This is a genomic window from Planococcus sp. ISL-110 (assembly GCF_018613575.1).
In the GTDB taxonomy this organism is placed as follows: Bacteria; Bacillota; Bacilli; order Bacillales_A; family Planococcaceae; genus Planococcus.
Genome location: NZ_JAGGPX010000011.1, coordinates 141,130 through 161,828, shown reverse-complemented (window position 1 = coordinate 161,828; position 20,699 = coordinate 141,130). Strand labels below are relative to the sequence as shown.

19 protein-coding genes and 1 other annotated feature are annotated in these 20,699 nt (G+C 47.5%); all 19 genes read left to right on the top strand.

Annotated elements, in window-relative coordinates; translation table 11 throughout:
• Positions 1 to 52: 52 nt before the first annotated feature.
• Positions 53 to 1,246: a cell division protein FtsZ gene (ftsZ, locus tag J7I83_RS06635; protein ID WP_215099903.1), complete on the top strand. Its 1,194-nt coding sequence runs from the start codon at positions 53 to 55 to the stop codon at positions 1,244 to 1,246.
• Between the two features lie 111 nt (positions 1,247 to 1,357).
• Positions 1,358 to 2,029 (top strand): YggS family pyridoxal phosphate-dependent enzyme, encoded by a 672-nt coding sequence (locus J7I83_RS06630; protein ID WP_215099902.1) that lies wholly within the window; start codon positions 1,358 to 1,360, stop codon positions 2,027 to 2,029.
• Positions 2,026 to 2,505: a cell division protein SepF gene (locus J7I83_RS06625; RefSeq protein ID WP_215099901.1), complete on the top strand. Its 480-nt coding sequence runs from the start codon at positions 2,026 to 2,028 to the stop codon at positions 2,503 to 2,505. Before J7I83_RS06630 ends, J7I83_RS06625 begins: the two co-directional genes overlap by 4 nt.
• Before the next feature lie 20 nt (positions 2,506 to 2,525).
• Entirely contained in the window at positions 2,526 to 2,789 is a 264-nt protein-coding gene (locus tag J7I83_RS06620; RefSeq protein WP_215099900.1) for a YggT family protein, read from the top strand.
• Between the two features lie 66 nt (positions 2,790 to 2,855).
• Positions 2,856 to 3,641, top strand: a complete 786-nt coding sequence (locus tag J7I83_RS06615; RefSeq protein WP_215099899.1) for a YlmH family RNA-binding protein — start codon at positions 2,856 to 2,858, stop codon at positions 3,639 to 3,641.
• A gap of 94 nt (positions 3,642 to 3,735) precedes the next feature.
• A complete protein-coding gene (locus J7I83_RS06610; protein ID WP_215099898.1) occupies positions 3,736 to 4,257 on the top strand; it encodes a DivIVA domain-containing protein in 522 nt (173 codons plus the stop codon).
• Positions 4,258 to 4,294: 37 nt separating this feature from the next.
• Positions 4,295 to 4,507 (top strand) — a binding site (T-box leader).
• A gap of 42 nt (positions 4,508 to 4,549) precedes the next feature.
• Entirely contained in the window at positions 4,550 to 7,312 is a 2,763-nt protein-coding gene (gene ileS / locus J7I83_RS06605; protein ID WP_215099897.1) for an isoleucine--tRNA ligase, read from the top strand.
• 125 nt (positions 7,313 to 7,437) lie between these two features.
• Entirely contained in the window at positions 7,438 to 7,914 is a 477-nt protein-coding gene (gene lspA, locus J7I83_RS06600) for a signal peptidase II (protein ID WP_215099896.1), read from the top strand.
• Entirely contained in the window at positions 7,914 to 8,825 is a 912-nt protein-coding gene (locus J7I83_RS06595; protein WP_215099895.1) for an RluA family pseudouridine synthase, read from the top strand. Before lspA ends, J7I83_RS06595 begins: the two co-directional genes overlap by 1 nt.
• Positions 8,826 to 9,018: 193 nt before the next feature.
• On the top strand, positions 9,019 to 9,555 hold the full coding sequence (gene pyrR / locus J7I83_RS06590; protein WP_353048238.1) for a bifunctional pyr operon transcriptional regulator/uracil phosphoribosyltransferase PyrR: 537 nt from the start codon (positions 9,019 to 9,021) through the stop codon (positions 9,553 to 9,555).
• 27 nt (positions 9,556 to 9,582) lie between these two features.
• A complete protein-coding gene (locus J7I83_RS06585) occupies positions 9,583 to 10,869 on the top strand; it encodes a solute carrier family 23 protein (protein WP_215099893.1) in 1,287 nt (428 codons plus the stop codon).
• A gap of 132 nt (positions 10,870 to 11,001) precedes the next feature.
• Entirely contained in the window at positions 11,002 to 11,871 is an 870-nt protein-coding gene (locus J7I83_RS06580) for an aspartate carbamoyltransferase catalytic subunit (RefSeq protein WP_215099892.1), read from the top strand.
• 1 nt (position 11,872) lies between these two features.
• On the top strand, positions 11,873 to 13,150 hold the full coding sequence (locus tag J7I83_RS06575) for a dihydroorotase (RefSeq protein WP_215099891.1): 1,278 nt from the start codon (positions 11,873 to 11,875) through the stop codon (positions 13,148 to 13,150).
• Positions 13,147 to 14,244 carry a carbamoyl phosphate synthase small subunit gene (locus tag J7I83_RS06570; RefSeq protein WP_215099890.1) on the top strand — a complete coding sequence of 366 codons (1,098 nt, stop codon included), beginning with the start codon at positions 13,147 to 13,149 and terminating at the stop codon, positions 14,242 to 14,244. Before J7I83_RS06575 ends, J7I83_RS06570 begins: the two co-directional genes overlap by 4 nt.
• Positions 14,237 to 17,425 (top strand): carbamoyl-phosphate synthase large subunit, encoded by a 3,189-nt coding sequence (carB, locus tag J7I83_RS06565; protein ID WP_215099889.1) that lies wholly within the window; start codon positions 14,237 to 14,239, stop codon positions 17,423 to 17,425. Before J7I83_RS06570 ends, carB begins: the two co-directional genes overlap by 8 nt.
• Positions 17,422 to 18,189, top strand: a complete 768-nt coding sequence (locus tag J7I83_RS06560) for a dihydroorotate dehydrogenase electron transfer subunit (protein ID WP_215099888.1) — start codon at positions 17,422 to 17,424, stop codon at positions 18,187 to 18,189. Before carB ends, J7I83_RS06560 begins: the two co-directional genes overlap by 4 nt.
• Positions 18,186 to 19,100 carry a dihydroorotate dehydrogenase gene (locus tag J7I83_RS06555; protein ID WP_215099887.1) on the top strand — a complete coding sequence of 305 codons (915 nt, stop codon included), beginning with the start codon at positions 18,186 to 18,188 and terminating at the stop codon, positions 19,098 to 19,100. The genes J7I83_RS06560 and J7I83_RS06555 overlap by 4 nt, the downstream gene beginning before the upstream one ends.
• Complete coding sequence (gene pyrF, locus J7I83_RS06550) at positions 19,097 to 19,786, top strand: orotidine-5'-phosphate decarboxylase (protein WP_215099886.1); 690 nt, start codon at positions 19,097 to 19,099, stop codon at positions 19,784 to 19,786. Before J7I83_RS06555 ends, pyrF begins: the two co-directional genes overlap by 4 nt.
• Entirely contained in the window at positions 19,783 to 20,406 is a 624-nt protein-coding gene (gene pyrE / locus J7I83_RS06545; protein WP_215099885.1) for an orotate phosphoribosyltransferase, read from the top strand. The genes pyrF and pyrE overlap by 4 nt, the downstream gene beginning before the upstream one ends.
• The last annotated feature ends 293 nt before the right edge of the window (positions 20,407 to 20,699 follow it).

The following is a 20,699-nucleotide window of genomic DNA, read 5'->3' as shown; positions in this document are numbered from 1 at the left end:
ATTGTATCTAGCTTGCAACTACAAAAGCTAAGCAATTTTAGGAGGAAAAAGAATGTTGGAATTTGATACAAATATTGACGCACTGGCCGTAATAAAAGTTATCGGTGTAGGCGGTGGCGGAAATAATGCTGTAAACCGCATGATTGAGCACGGAGTTCAAGGTGTAGAATTTATTGCTGTAAATACCGATGCACAGGCTTTAAACTTATCCAAAGCAGAAGTACGCCTTCAAATTGGCGGAAAATTAACGCGTGGACTTGGTGCCGGAGCTAACCCTGATGTAGGGAAAAAAGCGGCAGAAGAAAGCAAAGAACAGATCGAAGAAGCTCTTCGTGGAGCGGATATGGTTTTTGTAACAGCTGGAATGGGCGGCGGTACTGGTACTGGTGCAGCACCGGTCATTGCTGGAATCGCTAAAGAGCTTGGCGCCTTGACTGTAGGTGTTGTTACACGTCCATTTACTTTTGAAGGCCGTAAACGTTCGACACAGGCAATCGGCGGTATTTCAACTATGAAAGAATCTGTCGATACACTGATCGTCATCCCTAATGACCGTCTTCTTGAAATCGTTGATAAAAACACACCGATGCTTGAAGCTTTCCGCGAAGCGGACAATGTCCTTCGCCAGGGTGTATCCGGTATTTCAGATTTGATCGCTGTTCCTGGATTGATCAATCTTGATTTTGCCGATGTAAAAACAATCATGTCCAATAAAGGATCTGCGTTGATGGGAATCGGAGTCTCTTCTGGAGAAAACCGTGCTTCAGAAGCTGCTAAAAAAGCTGTTTCAAGCCCATTACTTGAAGTTTCTGTTGATGGAGCAAAAGGTGTTCTGATGAATATCACAGGCGGCTCAAATCTTAGTCTTTATGAAGTACAGGAAGCAGCTGATATCGTAGCTTCAGCTTCTGACGAAGAAGTGAACATGATTTTCGGTTCTGTTATCAACGATAACCTGAAGGACGAAATCATTGTGACGGTTATTGCTACCGGCTTTAATGAAGAACAGCTGCAGCCAAGAACACCTAGAGGATCTGGTTTGAATTCAAGCCGTGTGCAATCAATTCAACAACAGTCTCCGACACCTTCAATCCGTGATGCGCGCCGCGAAGATCAACGCCGCGACGAACAGCGCCGTGAAGAGCAGCCACCTCATTACAATCAGGAACCGCAAAGACAGGAAAAAAATAACGATGATGCATTGGACATCCCAACGTTTTTACGCAATCGTCAAAAGAGACGTTAATCCGAACAGCTGCCGGTTGGGCAGCTGTTTTTTTTAGCGAAAGGGCTCGATTGATAAATCAGCCAAATCTTGATACAATATATTGGACTTCTATAGAAAAGTTGTGAGTGCATGAAACCTATTAAACCAGTCTTTGAAGAAATCACTGAGCAGTTGAATGCTGTGAAGGATGGCATACAAGTTATTGCGGTTACCAAACAAGTGGGCGTGGAAAGAACGAAAGAAGCGATTCAGGCGGGTATTCGCCATTTAGGTGAAAATCGTCCGGAAGGATTAGCTCAAAAACTTGAAGCAATTGATGAAGATGTGTCCTGGCATTATATCGGCAATCTGCAAACTAGAAAAGTAAAAGATGTCATCAATGAAATTGATTACTTACATTCTTTGGATCGCCTCAGCTTGGCTAAAGAAATACAAAAACGTGCAGACAATCAAGTGAAATGTTTTGTTCAGGTAAATGTTTCCGGGGAAGAGTCAAAAAGTGGAATTGCACCTGAAGAAATAGTAGATTTCATCAAATCGTTGGAGGTCTATGATAAGATCCAAGTAGTTGGATTGATGACGATGGCACCAAATACAACAGATGAAAGCGTTATTCGTGAAGCATTTAAAGGATTAAAATTACTCCAACTCCAAGTATCAGAAGAACACTGGGCCCATGCACCATGTACAGAATGCTCTATGGGCATGTCCAATGATTACTTAATCGCTGCTGAAGAAGGGGCAAGTTTTGTCCGGATTGGAACAGCGTTAGTCGGGTCGGAAAGTGAGGCAAAGCGATGAGCATGAAAAACAAATTTAAAAATTTCTTTTATTTAGATGAATATGAAGAAGAACAAGTGCGGGAACAACCTGCAACACAACAAAAGCCAACTCCCAGGTATGAAAAACCGGCTGCAATGCAAGAGCCGAAAAAAGCACCGAAAGAACGGCGCCAGAAAGCGGAGGAAACCATTGTGCCTAATTTAGTCAGTTTGCAGAGTGCTTCAAAATCTTCGAAAGTCAGCTTGGCGGAACCAAGGGTTTATGCTGAAGCACAGGATATTGCAGAAAGTCTGAAAAGCAAGCAGGCTGTAGTTGTCAATCTTCAGCGCATCGAAAAAGACCAGGGTCTTCGGATCATCGACTTTTTGAGCGGGACAGTCTATGCCCTTGGCGGAGATATTCAACGCATTGGAACTGACATCTTCCTGTGTGTACCAGACACTGTCGAAGTGGATGGCGCCATATCAGATTATTATTACGATGATCAACAATAAGAGGGGTGCCATAAAATAATATGATAGTTCTTGTAAACCTATTACTTTCGGCCATTAACATCTATTTTTACATCTTGATTGTCAGCGTCTTCATGAGCTGGGTCCCAAGCATTAAAGAATCGGGCTTTGGCCAGATGATTTCCAAAATCACGGATCCGTACTTGGATATATTCAGACGCTTTATTCCACCAATCGGCATGATTGATATTTCACCAATTGTAGCGATTTTCACTTTAAGCTTAGCAAGTCAGGGAATCGTTGTTCTGGCTGGTTATCTCATTTAACTCAAAACCTCACGTGATGTGAGGTTTTTTTCTTGAAGAACTGATCACATGTGAAGGAGCATCTGTATGGAAGAGATATTTCAGCATTTCAGAAAAGAAGAGCAGCAGTTTATTGAACAGGTATCAGGATGGCTTCGTGAAGTGGAAGATCGCTATTCACCGAAGCTGACGGATTTCCTGGATCCTCGCCAGCGTTTTATCGTGGAAGCGGTTATGGGTTCCAGTGATGTGAAAATGATGTCTTCCGGGTCTTTTAAAGATGCGGAAAGACAGCGGATTTTTCTTTATCCTTCCTATTTTGAGCCACAGCAGGAAGATTTCAATATTACGGTCTTTGAATTGAAATACCCGTCGAAGTTCGTCAATTTACGCCATCCGGATATTTTGGGATCCTTAATGTCAATAGGTCTCGACCGCAGCAAATTCGGGGATATCCGAATCGACAATGAACGTGTCCAGTTGGCCGTCATGAAGGAAATCAGCCCGTATCTGCAAAGCAATTTTGTCAGCGCCGCAAAAGTGAAGGTTCAGTTGAATGAAGTAACAGATGCAGCGGAATTGATCGAGATGGGTGAAGAATGGACAGAAGAATCGTATACGGTCAGCTCGATGAGGCTCGATACGGTCATGAGCTCTGTTTATAACATTTCCCGCCAGAAAGCGTCAGCGCTGATCCATGGAGGAAAAGTCAAAGTCAACTGGACCCTCCAGGAGCAGCCATCATTTGAGTTGCACGAATCGGATATGATTTCTTCAAGAGGCTATGGTCGTGTCCGTCTAATCATGATCGAAGGCCGCACCAAAAAGGACAAAGTCCGGATACAGGTCGGCCGCCTGGAAGCAAAAAAATAGGCGGCTTTGAAAAAATACGAAATAATACTGAAATTTAACGTCATGAACTGTATAATAGGAAGATAAGATGACAAGTTAAGGAGAGGTTTACTCAATGCCATTATCCCCGTTAGATATACATAACAAAGAATTCAGCCGAGCATTCCGAGGATATCAGGAAGATGAAGTAAATGAATTCCTGGAACAGATCATGAGAGATTATGAAATCCTGTTAAAAGACAAGTCAACGCTTGAAGAGCGGTTAAAAACAACTGATGAGCGGGTTGGCCATTTCAACACAATTGAATCGACCTTGCAGAAATCAATTTTTGTGGCTCAGGAAGCTTCAGAAGAAGTTCGCCGCAACTCTCAGAAAGAAGCAGAGTTGATCATCAAAGAAGCTGAGAAAAATGCGGACCGCATCGTCAATGAATCATTGACTAAAGCCCGCCGCATCGCGACAGAAATTGAAGAGCTGAAAAAGCAATCCCGCATTTTCAAAAACCGCTTTAAAATGCTGGTCGAAGCCCAATTGGATTTAATCGAAACAGATGATTGGGAGACCTTGCTGGAATACGATATCGATACACAGAATCTGGAAAAGATTGAGAAGGATAAAGAAGAGTCGAACTCTTGACTCTAAGACTTTCTGCTTCTATAATTACGACATACAAAAAAACGCGCTGATAGAGACAGTAGGCTATGCAGGACGGCAAAGCGAACCAGGGGCAGTGGGAGCCTGGTACGAACGCATGGACGAAAATCACTCTTGAGCAGAGTTGGTGAACGATAGTATCCAATTCCGTCTACGCCACGTTACGGTGATCGAGTGGCAGCTTCGGCTGCAACAAGGGTGGTACCGCGAGTCTAAGCTTCTCGTCCCTTTCCAGGGATGGGGGCTTTTTATTATGCCTACAGGAGGAATAGAAATGGAATACAAAGATACCTTATTGATGCCGAAAACAGAGTTTCCGATGCGCGGCAATTTGCCGAACCGGGAACCGGAAATGCAACAGAAATGGGAAGAGATGGATATTTACAAGAAGGTATTGGATCGGACAAAAGGCCGGCCATTCTTCATTCTTCATGATGGGCCACCTTATGCGAACGGCGATTTGCATATGGGCCATGCATTGAACAAAGTATTAAAAGATATGATCGTCCGTTCACGCTCCATGATGGGCTTCCACGCCCCATATGTTCCGGGCTGGGATACACACGGATTGCCGATTGAACAGGCTTTGACGAATAAAGGCGTAAACCGCAAAGAAATGTCATTGGCCGAATTCCGTAAACTATGCGAAGAATATGCCTATCAGCAAATCGACAGCCAGCGTTCTCAATTCAAACGCATCGGCGTCCGCGGCGATTGGGAAAATCCTTACGTAACTTTAGATCCAGCATACGAAGCACGCCAAATTGAAGTATTCGGTAAAATGGCCAACAAAGGTTATATCTATAAAGGGCTGAAGCCAGTTTATTGGTCCCCATCAAGTGAATCATCACTGGCTGAAGCAGAAATCGAATACCACGATAAAAAATCACCATCTATTTACGTATCTTTCCCTGTTACTGACGGCAAAGGCGTATTGGCTGAAGGCACGAACCTGGTGATCTGGACAACAACCCCTTGGACAATCCCAGCAAATCTTGGAATTTCCGTTCATGCCAAATTGGATTACGCGGAAGTTTCCGCAAATGGATCCCTGTACATCATTGCACAGGAGCTACTGAAAGAAGTTGCAGAAGAATTAGGCTGGTCAGATTATGAGCTCGTCCGCGTATTGAAGGGTGAAGAAATGGAACATATCCTGGCGAAGCATCCATTATATGACCGGACTTCATTGGTTATGCTTGGCGATCATGTAACGACTGATTCCGGTACAGGCTGCGTCCATACGGCACCTGGCCATGGTGAAGATGACTTCCTGATAGGCAAGAAATATGGATTGGATGTTCTTTGTCCAGTCGATGAGCGTGGAATCATGACAGATGAAGCTCCTGGATTTGAAGGAGAATTTTATGATAAAGCCAATAAGTCCATCACGGAAGCGCTGGATAATGCTGGTTCACTTGAGAAACTTTCATTTATCACACACTCTTATCCGCATGATTGGCGGACGAAAAAGCCGGTAATTTACCGTGCAACGGCTCAGTGGTTTGTATCGATCGATGCATTCCGCGACCAGATCCTGAAAGCCATCGGAGAAACTTCATTCACACCGGCATGGGGAGAAACGCGCCTGTTCAATATGCTGCGCGACCGCGGGGATTGGAACATTTCACGCCAACGCGTATGGGGTGTTCCGATTCCAGTATTCTACGCTGAAAATGGCGATCCGGTCATCACAGAAGAAACGATTGCGCATATTGCAGATTTGTTCCGTGAAAACGGTTCGAATATCTGGTTTGAACGTCCGGCTGCAGAATTAATGCCTGCAGGATTCACCCATCCGAGCAGTCCGAACGGCCTGTTCACAAAAGAGATGGACATCATGGATGTTTGGTTCGATTCAGGATCTTCTCATCAGGGTGTACTTGTTGAGCGTGAAGATCTGCAGTACCCGGCTGATCTGTATCTGGAAGGATCTGACCAATACCGTGGCTGGTTCAACTCTTCGTTGACGACAAGTGTTGCAATCAACGGCATTGCACCTTATAAAGGCATCTTGAGCCATGGCTTTACGCTGGACGGCAATGGCCGCAAGATGAGTAAGTCGCTAGGAAATGTCATTGTACCGTCGAAAGTGATGAATCAAATGGGAGCGGACATTTTGCGTCTATGGGTTGCTTCTGTAGACTATACTGCAGACGTTCGAGTTTCTGACGAGAATTTCAAGCAGGTATCGGAAGTTTACCGCAAAATCCGCAATACGCTGAAATTCCTACACGGAAACTTAGCCGATTTCAATGAAAAAGAGCATCGCGTCGCATTTGAAGACATGCGCGAAATGGATCAATACATGGCGATGAAACTGCAGAAGATGGTGGAGACAGTTCGCAAATCGTACGAAACCTACGAATTTTCAACTATCTATCATGCATTGAATAATTACTGTGCCAACGACTTGAGCTCTTTCTACTTGGATGTGGCGAAGGATGTCGTCTATATCGAAAGCGCTGATAATCTGCATCGCCGTGCGATGCAGACAGTCATGTTTGATTCGTTGATGGCGATTCTCAAGCTATCGGCACCGATCATTCCGCATACGGCTGATGAGTTGTGGTCATACTTGAGCTTTGTTGAGGAAGAAAGTGTTCAATTGACCGACTTCCCAGAAGCAATTTTGAATCCGGCGTTTGAAGGCCTGGACGAAAAGTGGAGCCGTTTCATGGATGTACGCGACGATGTCTTGAAAGCATTGGAAGAAGCGCGTGCAGCTAAAACAATCGGTAAATCGCTGGAAGCGAAAGTGACCGTTTACGGGAACAATGAGCTGGCGTCTCTGCTGGCATCAACTGATGATAATCTTGCTCAACTGTTCATCGTATCCAAGTATGAATACGGTGGCACTCAAGACCAGGCACCGGAACATGCAGTAAAGCTTAACGAGGTTTCGGTAACAGTTGAAAAAGCTGAAGGCGAAAAATGTGAACGCTGCTGGACAATTTCTCAAGAAATTGGCCAAAGTGAAGCGCATCCGGCACTATGCCCTCGCTGCGCAAGTGTCGTAGAAACACAGTACGCTTAAGCGGAACCTTTGGATAAATATGCAGAAGAGGTCTGGAGAACCGGAATCCCGGTTTTTCAGACCTTTACTTTTTTCCCTGACATTGTGTTAAAATAGATTGACTGATGAATTGACGGAGGATATGGATGTTTATTTATTATGGAATTGCATTATTGATAATCGCAGTAGACCAATGGACAAAATGGCTGGTCCTGAAAAATATGGAACTGGGTGAACGGATTCCGGTCATTGAACCTTATCTTGGCTGGCTGTCGCATCGTAACCGTGGCGCTGCCTGGGGAATGCTTGAGGGACAGATGTGGCTGTTTGGCATCATTACCGTGGCAGTCATCATTGGAATTCTTTACTATTTTCATAAACACGCAAAAGGGCAGCCTTTGCTTCAGCTAAGCCTGATGGTTCTGTTGGGCGGAGCTATTGGCAATTTTATCGATCGGATGCTGCGCGGGGAAGTCGTCGATTTTGTCGATGTGCTGATTCCAGTGATAAATTACGATTTTCCGATATTTAATGTTGCAGATGCTGCTTTGACAATCGGTGTCATATTGATGATTATCTTTATTATTTATGACGAAAAACAACAAAAGAAAAAGGTGTCTTAATGGAAGATTTAACGATTGAAATTACAAAAGAAATGGCCGGCGAACGAGTAGATAAAGCCGTGTCGTCGATAGATGAAGAATGGTCACGTTCACAGATCGGCAATTGGGTCAAAGAAGGTGCCGTAAAAGTTAATGGCATTACCGTAAAACCGAATTACAAAGTACGTTTGCAGGACATCATCATAGTCACGCCTCCAGAGCTTGTAGAACTGGATGTTGTACCTGAAGACCTGAATTTGGAAATCGTCTATGAAGACGAAGATGTACTGGTTGTCAACAAACCGAAAGGGATGGTTGTCCATCCGGCTCCAGGACATGCTAAAGGCACATTGGTCAACGGCTTGATGCATCAATGCAAGGACCTTTCAGGAATCAATGGCGTGGTGCGTCCAGGCATTGTCCATAGAATCGACAAGGACACTTCTGGTTTATTGATGGTCGCAAAAAATGACGCTTCCCATACATCATTGGTCGATCAATTGGTGAAAAAGACCGTCACCCGTAAATACGTAGCATTGGTACACGGCCATATTCCTCACGACAAAGGAACAATCCAGGCGCCGATTGCACGCGATCCGAAAGAACGCCAGAACATGGCAATCGTTGATAGAGGAAAGCATGCAGTGACGCATTTCCGCGTATTGGAACGTTTCGGCAATTTCACGCTTGTGGAGTGCCGCCTGGAAACAGGAAGAACTCACCAAATCCGTGTACACATGAAGTATATCGGCTACCCGCTTGTCGGAGATCCGAAATACGGACCGAAGAAAACAATGGATGTTGGCGGACAGGCTCTGCACGCGGAAGTTATTGGATTTGTTCATCCAAAAACTGCTGAGTATATGGAGTTTTCTGCAGAACCACCAGCTGAATTTGCAGAACTTCTGGAATCTCTTCGCGACAAGGATTGACAAACCCAATCACCTTTCTTTATACTTGAAAAAACGAATCGAATAATGAACACCTTTAATAACAGTCCAGAGAGGCTGAGAAGGTATTTACGCAAGCCGGAAGTTTGTCTTCCGTGCTGAATTTTCTGCGCATCTATCCTCTTGCCTCTTGGGCAAGAGGTTTTTTATTTGCAAAAAAGGAGCGGATCCCATGGTGGAAAAAGCAGATATTCTGGACGAACAGGCGATTGCTCGTGCTATCACCCGTATTGCACACGAAATCATTGAGCGAAACAAAGGCATCGATGACTGCATACTGGTCGGCATCAAAACGCGTGGAGCTTTTATCGCGAAACGGCTGGCAGAAAAAATAGAGAAAATCGAAGGGCGTCCGATCATGAAAGGCGAACTCGACATTACCCTTTACAGAGATGACTTAAGCATCAAAACGAAAAATCAGGAGCCGCTGGTCCAGCAAGTAGATATCGAACATAGCATACTCGATAAAAAAGTCATTCTTGTAGATGATGTGCTTTACACAGGGCGGACAGTGCGGGCTGCAATGGACGCCGTCATGGATCTTGGCCGGCCGGCACAGATTCAACTGGCAGTGCTGATTGACCGGGGCCACCGGGAATTGCCGATCCGCGCAGACTTTGTCGGCAAAAATATTCCAACTTCAAGCGATGAACGGATTGTCGTGCAAATGCTTGAAAGCGACCAGGTGGACCGGGTAGCCATTCACGAATAGAGAGATAGAGACAGGGGAGAACGGAAATTGAGCGAAGCAATATTGGATGTACATGATAAACCGAAAGCCGGGCAATGGATCTCACTAAGCCTGCAGCATATGTTTGCGATGTTTGGAGCGACTATCCTGGTACCGCAGCTAGTCGGCTTAAGTCCTGCCATAGCGTTATTGACAAGCGGTATCGCCACTATTATTTTCATACTGATTACACAATTTAAAGTACCGGCGTATCTGGGATCTTCATTCGCCTTTATCGTACCAATCACGATTGCCACTGAAACCGGTGGCATCGGCTCTGCAATGATCGGCGCCATGTTCGTTTCATTGGTCTACGCCATTGTCGCTTTGGTCATCTGGAAGACCGGCTACCAATGGCTGATGAAGTTGCTTCCACCGATTGTGGTGGGACCTGTCATCATCGTTATCGGCCTGGCATTGTCAGGCACCGCGGTGGATATGGCCATGACCATTCCAGTGGGCAACGGTTCGGAATACAGCCTGCTGCATTTCTCGGCAGCCATCGTCACTTTACTGACAGCGATTATCTGCAACATTTATTTCAAGAACATCATTTCGTTGATGCCCATCCTGATCGGCATCATCGTGGGCTATGCTTACTCAGCCGCCATCGGCATTATCGACTTTACGGCAATCGGCGAAGCAAGCTGGTTCGCAGTGCCGGAATTTCTGATTCCTGGTGTGGATTATTCGTTCCAGGTCACACCGACCTTGCTGTTCGTTATGGTCCCGATCGCCATCGTCACGATTTCAGAACACATCGGACATCAACTGGTACTTGGAAAAATCGTAAATCGCAATTACATAAAAGACCCGGGCTTGCATCGCTCGATTCTGGGCGACGGCATCGGAACCTTTATTTCTTCACTGGTCGGTGGTCCGCCAAAGACCACATACGGTGAAAACATCGGCGTCCTGGCCATTACGAAAGTATTCTCAGTTTATGTGATCATGGGAGCCGCAGTATTCGCCATCGCCTTTTCTTTTCTCGGCAAACTGATGGCGGTCATTGAGACCATTCCGACAGCTGTTCTTGGCGGAATTTCCATCCTGTTGTTCGGCATCATCGCTTCTTCAGGATTGCGCATGCTGGTAGACAATAACATCGACTTTGGCAATAACCGGAACTTGGTCATTTCCTCAGTCATCCTGGTCATCGGCATCGGCGGAGCTAAACTGGAATTCAGCGAATCCTTCTCGATCGAGGGAATGGCGCTCGCCGCTATTGTTGGGGTCATCCTCAATATGGTGCTGCCGGGCTTGAATAAGAACGAATTAGACGAGGGAACTGAATAATCACCTTTTAATGAATGTCCAGAGAGGCATGGAAAGGGTTGAAGAACAGGGTGGACTCTACCCTTTTTTCCTCACACCTTCCTGCCCCTGGGAAGGTGTTTTTTGTCTAGCGAATGAAAGGATGAGATGATTTTGCCGAACTTACTATCCATGAACAACTTGGAAAACAAAACAATCATGAGTTTGTTGGAGCGTGCAGAAAATTTCCGGCAAGGTGAAAAAGCGCCGATTGACGGCACAGTCGTCAACTTGTTTTTCGAACCGAGCACACGGACCAAGATGAGTTTTGAAATGGCCGAGCACAAGATGGGGCTGGCCGTGCTGCCGTTTGAAACAGCCTTTTCCAGCATCCTGAAGGGGGAAACGCTGTACGACACGGTCAAGACGATGGAAGCGATCGGTGTGGGTGCAGTCATCATCCGACACGAGGAAGAGGAATACTACCAGCAGCTTGAAGGCTGCAAAGTAGCGGTCATCAACGGCGGAGACGGCTCTGGGCAGCATCCGACGCAGTCTCTACTGGACTTGCTGACAATCTACCAGGAATTTGGCCGAGTGGAAGGCATCCACGTCACCATCGTCGGGGACATTGCACACAGCCGCGTAGCGAAATCGAATGCGGCGGCACTCAAGCAGCTGGGTGCTAGAGTGACCTTTATCTGTCCAGAAGAATGGAGCGGAGAGTATGACTCTTCGGAGCACTTGGACGATTTTATCGAAAAGACCGATGTGGTGATGATGCTCCGTGTCCAGCATGAACGGCATGCGGTATCGGCCTTGTTTTCGAAAGAAAACTACCACGAGCAATACGGTTTGACGATTGAACGGGAAAAAAGGATGAAAGACGGCGCCATCATCATGCATCCGGCACCGATCAACCGCGGTGTGGAAATTGCAGACTGCCTGGTTGAATGCGAACGCTCACGAATCTTCAAACAAATGGCAAACGGAGTATTTGTCCGGATGGCAGTACTTGAATACGCATTGAAAGGGAGAGATTAACTTGAATTTATTCATTAAAAACGTAAACATGCTGCAAAATGGAGAATTGGCATCAACTAATATCCGCATCGCGGATGGCAAGGTCAATGAAATCGGCAAAGACTTAAAAGTGAAAGACGAAATGGAAATTGACGGCAAAGGCCGGATGATCGCACCAGGATTTGTTGATGTCCACGTGCATTTGCGTGAACCGGGCGGCGAGCAGAAAGAAACTATCGAAAGTGGGACAAAATCAGCAGCAAAAGGTGGTTTCACAACCATCTGTGCAATGCCGAACACGCGGCCTGTTCCCGATACGAAAGAAAACCTGCAGCTGGTCAACGGATTGATCGAGAAAAATGCGCTTATCCGGGTTTTGCCGTATGCTTCTATCACCATAAGAGAAGCTGGAAAAGAACGCACGAACTTGCAGGAGCTGAAAGAAAACGGCGCTTTCGCTTTCACCGATGACGGAGTCGGCATCCAGCAAGCGGGAATGATGTACGAAACGATGCAGGATGCAGCAAAAATCGATATGGCGGTCGTTGCCCATTGTGAAGACAACAGCTTAATTTATGACGGCGTCATGCACGAAGGTAAGCGCAGCAAAGAGCTAGGGCTGAAAGGGATACCATCCATCGCAGAATCGGTGCATATTGCACGCGACATACTGCTGGCCGAAGCGGCAGGCGCACATTACCATGTTTGCCACGTCAGCACGAAAGAATCGGTGCGCGTCATCCGTGACGCAAAACGGGCCGGCATCCGCGTAACGGCTGAAGTGACTCCACACCATCTGTTGTTGACTGAAGACGACATTCCGGCAGACGACGCGAACTACAAGATGAACCCGCCGCTCCGTGCCAAGGAAGATTGGCAAGCTTTGCACGAGGGCTTGCTTGACGGCACACTGGACTTTATTGCCACGGATCATGCGCCGCATACAGCGGCAGAAAAAACCAACGGCATGAACGGTTCGATGTTCGGCATTGTTGGATTTGAAACAGCATTCCCGTTGCTCTACAGCAAATTCGTTAAAACAGGGACATGGACGCTGCAGCAGTTGATCGACTGGCTGACCATCAAACCGAGTGAAGCGTTCAACTTGCCATATGGCACAGTGGAACCCGGCAACACCGCCGACTTGGTGCTGCTGGATCTGGAAAAAGAACAGCCGATACAGGCAGAAGCGTTTTTATCGAAAGGCAGAAATACACCATTTGATGGCTGGAGTTGTACAGGGTGGCCGGTAATGACCATTTTTGGTGGAGAAATCGTATGGCAGGAGGAGAAAAATTGATGAAACGTTACTTGATCTTAGAAGACGGTACGGTATTTGAAGGAACAGCATTTGGAGGCGACGCTGCCTCAGTTGGAGAAATTGTTTTTAATACGAGCATGACCGGTTACCAGGAAATTTTGTCAGACCCTTCCTACTGCGGACAGATTGTCACAATGACTTATCCGCTGATCGGCAATTACGGCATCAACAGTGATGACTTCGAATCGATCGAACCGGCAGTCAAAGGAATGGTGGTCCGTGAAATCGCTGAATTCCCATCCAACTTCAGAAATAAAGCAACGCTTGATGAACTTTTTAAAATCAAAGACATTCCCGGAATCTCCGGTATCGACACACGTAAATTAACGCGCTTGATCCGCTCGAAAGGTGCCATCAAAGGCGTTTTAACTGCAGCAGGAGAAGACGTCCAAGTCGATGAAGTCGTCAAGACACTTCAGGCGACAGTACTGCCAAGAAACCAGGTGGCACAGGTTTCAACAGTACGCCCTTATCCAAGCCCAGGCCGAGGCAAACGTGTAGTGCTGATCGATTATGGCATGAAGCACGGCATCTTGCGCGAGCTCAACAACCGTGACTGCGATGTGATTGTAGTACCTTACAACACTTCTTCAAAAGAAATTCTGGCCTGGGGACCAGATGGCGTTATGCTGTCAAACGGCCCTGGAGATCCGAAAGATGTAGAGGAATGTGTAGAAGTCGTACGCGAACTGCTCGGCAACGTTCCGATTTTCGGCATCTGCCTGGGGCACCAATTGTTTGCAAGAGCCTGCGGAGCGGACACCTTCAAACTGAAGTTTGGCCACCGCGGCGGCAACCATCCGGTCCGTGACTTGATTACCGGGAAAATCGAAATCACTTCCCAGAACCATGGCTACGCAGTAGATGAAGAAACACTGCAAGGTACACGGTTGAAAGTGACGCACAGTGCATTGAACGACGGAACAAACGAAGGTCTGGCACACCTGGATTATCCAGCTTTCACCGTTCAGTACCATCCGGAATCTTCACCGGGACCAGAAGACTCAAACTACTTATTTGACCGCTTTATAGATGTAATGAACGCAACTCGAAAGGAGCAACAACATGCCTAAAAGACAAGACATCCAAAGTATACTCGTCATCGGTTCCGGACCTATCGTCATCGGACAAGCAGCAGAATTCGACTATGCCGGCACACAAGCCTGCCTGGCATTGAGGGAAGAAGGCTACCGAGTCATCTTGATCAACTCGAATCCGGCGACCATCATGACAGATACTGAAATTGCAGATAAAGTCTATATCGAACCAATTACCCTTGAATTCGTCAGCCGTATCCTGCGCAAAGAACGTCCGGACGCGCTTCTTCCGACACTCGGCGGCCAGACAGGGCTGAACATGGCGATCGAACTCGACGAATCGGGCATTTTGGACGAATTGGATATCGAAATTTTAGGGACAAAGCTCGAAGCCATTCATAAAGCGGAAGACCGCGACTTGTTCAGAACTTTGATGAACGAACTCGGAGAACCGGTTCCGGATTCGGATATCATCCACAACATGGCGGAAGCGGAAAAATTCATTGCGCGTGTCGGCTATCCCGTTATCGTCCGTCCTGCCTTTACATTAGGCGGCACTGGCGGCGGCATTTGCCATGACTACGAGCAACTGAAGGAAATTGTAGCCAGCGGTTTGAAATACAGCCCTGTGACACAATGTCTGCTCGAAAAATCGATTGCAGGCTTCAAGGAAATCGAGTACGAAGTGATGCGCGATAAAAACGATACGGCGATTGTCGTCTGCAACATGGAGAATATTGATCCGGTTGGCATCCATACGGGCGATTCGATTGTTGTGGCCCCAAGCCAAACTTTGTCTGACCGTGAATACCAGATGCTGCGCAATGTATCGCTGAAAATTATCCGTGCTTTGAAAATCGAAGGCGGCTGCAACGTGCAGTTGGCGTTGGACCCATTCAGCTTTAATTACTACATCATCGAAGTAAATCCGCGTGTTAGCCGTTCTTCAGCCTTGGCTTCAAAAGCGACGGGTTATCCGATCGCTAAACTGGCTGCCAAAATTGCGGTCGGTTTGACATTGGATGAAATGATGAACCCGGTCACTGGCCGGACCTACGCCGCTTTTGAACCGGCACTGGATTATGTGGTCACCAAAATTCCACGCTGGCCATTTGATAAATTCGAATCGGCAAAACGCAATTTGGGAACGCAAATGAAAGCGACAGGCGAAGTAATGGCTATGGGCCGCACGTTCGAAGAATCAATCCTGAAAGCAGTGCGTTCATTGGAAACAGGCCAGTTCCACTTAGAACTGAAAAATGCCGACGCCATGAGCGACGAATGGATTCAAAAACGCATCTGCCGGGCCGGGGACGAGCGCCTGTTCTTTATCGGCGAAGCACTTCGCCGCGGGGTGACGATTGAAACCATCAACGAATGGAGTCAAATTGATTTATTCTTCCTGAAGAAATTCGAAAACATCGTTCAATATGAAGAAGTATTGAAAAAGGCTTCTTTTGATTACGAGACAGCCAAACACGCGAAACGCCTGGGCTTTGCTGACCGGACGATTGCAAAACTATGGAACACGACCGAGCAGCAAGTCTATAACTGGCGCAAAGAACAAAAGTTGATGCCGGTCTACAAAATGGTCGATACCTGTGCGGCTGAATTCGAATCCGAAACCCCTTATTTCTACGGCACATACGAAGATGAAAACGAATCGGTGAAAACAGACAAAGAATCCGTCATTGTCCTCGGTTCGGGACCGATACGCATCGGCCAAGGAGTGGAGTTCGACTACGCAACCGTACATTCTGTCTGGGCCATCAAAGAAGCGGGCTATGAAGCGATCATCGTCAACAACAATCCGGAAACTGTCTCGACAGATTTCTCGATTTCGGATAAATTGTATTTTGAACCGCTGACAATCGAAGATGTCATGCACATTGTCGATTTGGAGCAGCCAAAAGGCGTTGTCGTCCAGTTCGGCGGGCAGACAGCCATCAATCTGGCTGAAAAACTGGAACAAAACGGTGTCAAAATTCTCGGGACTTCCCTTGAAGATACGGACAGAGCGGAAAATCGCAATAAATTCGAAGCAGCCCTGCACGAAATCGGCATTCCACAGCCTTTAGGCAAAACGGCTGTCAACGCAGAAGAAGCGATCATCATCGCTGCGGACATCGGCTATCCGGTATTGGTCCGTCCTTCTTATGTACTCGGCGGACGCGCCATGGAAATCGTCTACAACCAAGAAGACCTGAAGCATTATATGGAACATGCGGTAGAAGCAAGTCCGGAACATCCGGTTCTGGTCGACCGTTACCTGACAGGAATCGAAATCGAAGTGGATGCCATATCGGATGGGGAAAACGTACTGATTCCGGGAATCATGGAGCATATTGAACGTGCGGGTGTCCACTCGGGCGACTCGATTGCGGTTTATCCGACGCAAAACATTTCGACCGAATTATTGGACACTCTGGTCGATTACACGACGCGCCTGGCCAAAGGGCTGAACATTGTCGGCTTGCTGAATATCCAGTACGTCATTTCTAAAGGCGAAGTTTTTGTCATCGAAGTCAACCCACGGTCAAGCCGGACGGTGCCGTTCATGAGCAAAATCACTTCAATCCCGATGGCCAATATCGCAACAAAAGCGATCTTGGGCCAAAGCATCGTCGAGCAGGGCTTTACACCTGGCCTTGCGCCAATCTCGAAAGGCGTCTTTGTCAAAGTACCGGTCTTCTCCTTCGCGAAGCTTCGCCGTGTCGACATCACGCTTGGACCGGAAATGAAATCCACCGGAGAAGTCATGGGCAAAGACACGACACTTGAAAAAGCTTTGTATAAAGGCCTGGCAGCAGCCGGCATGGAAGTCAAAGATCATGGCACAGTGCTGCTGACGGTAGCGGACAAAGACAAAGAAGAAGCGGTTGGCTTAGCAAAGCGTTTTAAAGCGATCGGCTACCAGATCATGGCGACCGGCGGTACAGCCAAAGCCTTCGAAGAAGCGGGCATTGTAGTGGCGCCAATCGGCAAAATCGGTTCAGCAGGCAAAACCTTGCTAGATGTTATCCAAACTGGCGACACGCAAATCGTCATCAACACATTGACGAAAGGCAAGCAGCCACAGCGCGACGGCTTCCGTATTCGCCGCGAATCAGTCGAAAACGGCATTCCGTGCCTGACTTCTCTGGATACGGCAGAAGCGATGCTGCGTGTCATCGAATCAATGACCTTCTCAGCTGAAGAAATGGGGGCAGGTGTATGATCAAACAAGAACGTATGCAAGTCATCAAACAGCAGGAAATCGCCAAGCATATTTTTGAGCTGACATTACAAGGCGAGCTGGCCAATGAAATGGCAGAGCCGGGGCAATTTGTCCATATCCGTGTAGCAGATAGCTTTGAACCGCTGCTGCGCCGTCCGATTTCAGTGGCTTCCATTGATTTGGAAGCTTCGCAATTCACGATGATTTACCGGGCAGAAGGCCGTGGCACAGGATTGCTGGCAGAAAAAAAGCCCGGTGATATGCTGGATGTCCTCGGGCCTCTAGGGCACGGCTTTCCAGTAGAAGAAGCACAGAAAAAAGCATATTTGATCGGCGGAGGAATTGGTGTTCCGCCCCTATACGAACTCGCCAAACAACTGAACGCACGCAGCATTGAAACCGTCCATATCCTCGGATTTGAAAGCAAACAGGCAGTCTTCTACGAGGACAAGTTCCGCGAACTTGGCGATACCCATATTGCCACAGTTGATGGCTCGCACGGAACACAGGGTTTTGTGACGCATATCCTCAATGAACTGCCGAGTGATTTTGATACGTATTACAGCTGTGGACCGACAGCAATGCTTGAGGCGGTGCAATGGGCTTATCCGCAGAAAAAAGGCTTCCTGTCTTATGAACAGCGAATGGGCTGCGGCATCGGGGCATGCTTTGCCTGTGTCTGCCGGACAACCAAAAGCGAGACTGATTATATCAAAGTGTGTTCAGACGGACCGGTATTTCCAGCAGGAGTGGTGATTTCATGACAGATTTAACAGTAAAACTTCCAGGACTCAATTTGAAAAATCCGATTATGCCAGCTTCCGGCTGCTTTGGTTTTGGTAAAGAGTATGCGCAATTGTATGACTTGTCGCAGCTCGGTGCCATCATGATCAAAGCGACGACCGTTGAAACGCGCCTCGGCAATCCGACGCCACGTGTGGCGGAAACGGCATCCGGTATGCTGAATGCCATCGGCCTGCAGAACCCGGGCCTTGAAAAGGTGTCAGGGCAGGAGTTGCCATGGCTGGAGCAATATGATGTGCCGATCATCGCCAATGTGGCCGGAACGACGACCGAGGATTATGTAGAGGTCGCGAAAGCCATTTCACAGGCACCGAACGTCCATGCGCTGGAAATCAACATTTCCTGCCCGAACGTCAAACTCGGCGGCATTACATTTGGTACAGATCCAGACGTTGCCCGTGAGTTGACGCGCGCAGTGAAGGAAGTTTCTTCAGTGCCTGTGTATATCAAATTGTCGCCGAATGTCACGGACATCGTTTCAATCGCCAAAGCGGTCGAAGCGGGCGGAGCGGATGGCATTACCATGATCAATACGCTGCTTGGCATGCGGATGGACACGAAAACAGGACGTCCGATCATCGCCAATATAACAGGTGGTTTGTCTGGTCCTGCCATCAAACCGGTGGCTTTGCGGATGGTCTACGAAGTCAGTAAGCATACCAAACTGCCGATCATCGGTATGGGCGGCATCACCAATGTGGATGATGTCATCGATTTTCTGTCTGCCGGTGCCAGTGCCGTTGCAGTTGGAACAGCCAACTTCGTCAATCCTTTTGTCTGTCCCGAAATCATCGGACAATTGCCGGAACGCCTGCATGAACTTGGTTTTGATTCAGTAGAACAACTTGTCGGAAGGAGCCACCGTCTGTGAATAAACCCATCATCGCTTTGGACTTTGCATCGAAACAGCAAGTAGAAGAATTTTTAGCACAGTTTTCTGAGCCGCTTTTTGTCAAAGTAGGCATGGAGCTTTATTTTCAGGAAGGCCCGGAACTGGTCCGTTCTATTAAATTGCAGGGCCATGAAGTCTTTTTGGACCTGAAATTGCACGATATCCCGAACACGGTTGAATCCGCTATGCGGGGCTTGGCCAAATTGGAAGTAGATATGGTCAACGTCCATGCCGCAGGCGGGCTTGAGATGATGAAGGCAGCAAAGCGGGGACTGTCAGGCAGCAATACAAAACTCATCGCTGTGACGCAATTGACCTCGACGAGTGAAGAAGATATGCATGAAGATCAATTGGTTTATGTCAGCCTGGAAGAGTCTGTTTTGCATTACGCGAAGCGGGCCATGCAGGCAGGTTTGGACGGCGTAGTCTGTTCAGTGCTTGAGGCTGGATCCATTGGAGAAGCGTGCGGCCCGGATTTCCTGCGTGTCACGCCAGGCATACGGCCGGCAGCGGTTTCTGCTGATGACCAGAAACGGGTCGCAACACCAGCGGAAGCACAGGCAAAAGGTTCTACCCATATTGTCGTCGGACGAGCCATTACGAAGGCGGGCAATCCGTCAGAAAGTTATGCACAGATTGCAGCAGAATGGAGTGGACAATCTTGAAATACAAAATAGCAAACCATTTACTGGCCATTGGTGCGGTCGAGCTTCGCCCCCAGGAACCGTTTACGTGGGCATCAGGCGTCAAATCGCCGATATACTGCGACAACCGCTTGACCATGTCTTATCCGGCTGTGCGAAAAGACATTGCCGCGAGTTTAGCGGACACCATCAAAGAGTTTTATCCGGACTGCCAAGTGGTGGCAGGAACAGCGACTGCCGGCATTCCTCATGCAGCATGGGTCAGCGATCTGCTTGAACTGCCGATGGTTTATGTTCGTTCAAAAGCCAAAGAACATGGCCAGACGAATATGATTGAAGGCAAAGTCGAGCCAGGCAAAAAAGTGGTTGTCGTGGAAGATTTGATTTCGAAAGGCGGATCTGTGCTGCAGGCAGCTCAAGCACTCGAGGCAGCAGGCTTTGACGTACTAGGTATCGTCGCCATCTTTACCTACGATTTGCCGCAGTCGATTGAAGCAATCACTGGAGCGGGCTATACTTTCCATACGCTGACGGACTTTCCGGCGCTTGTCGAACAGGCATTGAGCACAGGAGCCATCGGTGAAGAAGATATGCCAATGCTCGCGGATTGGCATGAAAAACTGAAAGCAGGAAATTTGTGAAACCGGCCTTTTGGCCGGTTTTTTTGTTTCAGAGCTTTCTATATTTGGAATTTGATTGAGGAAAACAACCATAAAAGGGGTTGCCTGAATCATGAAAACGGCAAGAATTCAGTAGACCTATTTAAGGATTTGGCACAGGTCTATGCAGATATATTAATCGCGAATCTTCCCAGCCAAAACGACGAAATGTTTATTGGCTATCAGCGAGAGCTTTTTTACGTGCAATGAAACATCCTGGCCGAGGATAGGATGAATTTTTTAGGACGGTCCTGTATGATGAAGCTAATAGGCCA

Excerpts from the sequence above, each read along its gene's own strand:
- ftsZ (WP_215099903.1), top strand. The coding sequence starts at position 53 with ATGTTGGAATTTGATACAAATATTGACGCACTGGCCGTAATAAAAGTT.
- J7I83_RS06630 (WP_215099902.1), top strand. The coding sequence starts at position 1,358 with ATGAAACCTATTAAACCAGTCTTTGAAGAAATCACTGAGCAGTTGAAT.
- J7I83_RS06625 (WP_215099901.1), top strand. The coding sequence starts at position 2,026 with ATGAGCATGAAAAACAAATTTAAAAATTTCTTTTATTTAGATGAATAT.
- J7I83_RS06620 (WP_215099900.1), top strand. The coding sequence starts at position 2,526 with ATGATAGTTCTTGTAAACCTATTACTTTCGGCCATTAACATCTATTTT.
- J7I83_RS06615 (WP_215099899.1), top strand. The coding sequence starts at position 2,856 with ATGGAAGAGATATTTCAGCATTTCAGAAAAGAAGAGCAGCAGTTTATT.
- J7I83_RS06610 (WP_215099898.1), top strand. The coding sequence starts at position 3,736 with ATGCCATTATCCCCGTTAGATATACATAACAAAGAATTCAGCCGAGCA.
- ileS (WP_215099897.1), top strand. The coding sequence starts at position 4,550 with ATGGAATACAAAGATACCTTATTGATGCCGAAAACAGAGTTTCCGATG.
- lspA (WP_215099896.1), top strand. The coding sequence starts at position 7,438 with ATGTTTATTTATTATGGAATTGCATTATTGATAATCGCAGTAGACCAA.
- J7I83_RS06595 (WP_215099895.1), top strand. The coding sequence starts at position 7,914 with ATGGAAGATTTAACGATTGAAATTACAAAAGAAATGGCCGGCGAACGA.
- carB (WP_215099889.1), top strand. The coding sequence starts at position 14,237 with ATGCCTAAAAGACAAGACATCCAAAGTATACTCGTCATCGGTTCCGGA.
- J7I83_RS06560 (WP_215099888.1), top strand. The coding sequence starts at position 17,422 with ATGATCAAACAAGAACGTATGCAAGTCATCAAACAGCAGGAAATCGCC.
- J7I83_RS06555 (WP_215099887.1), top strand. The coding sequence starts at position 18,186 with ATGACAGATTTAACAGTAAAACTTCCAGGACTCAATTTGAAAAATCCG.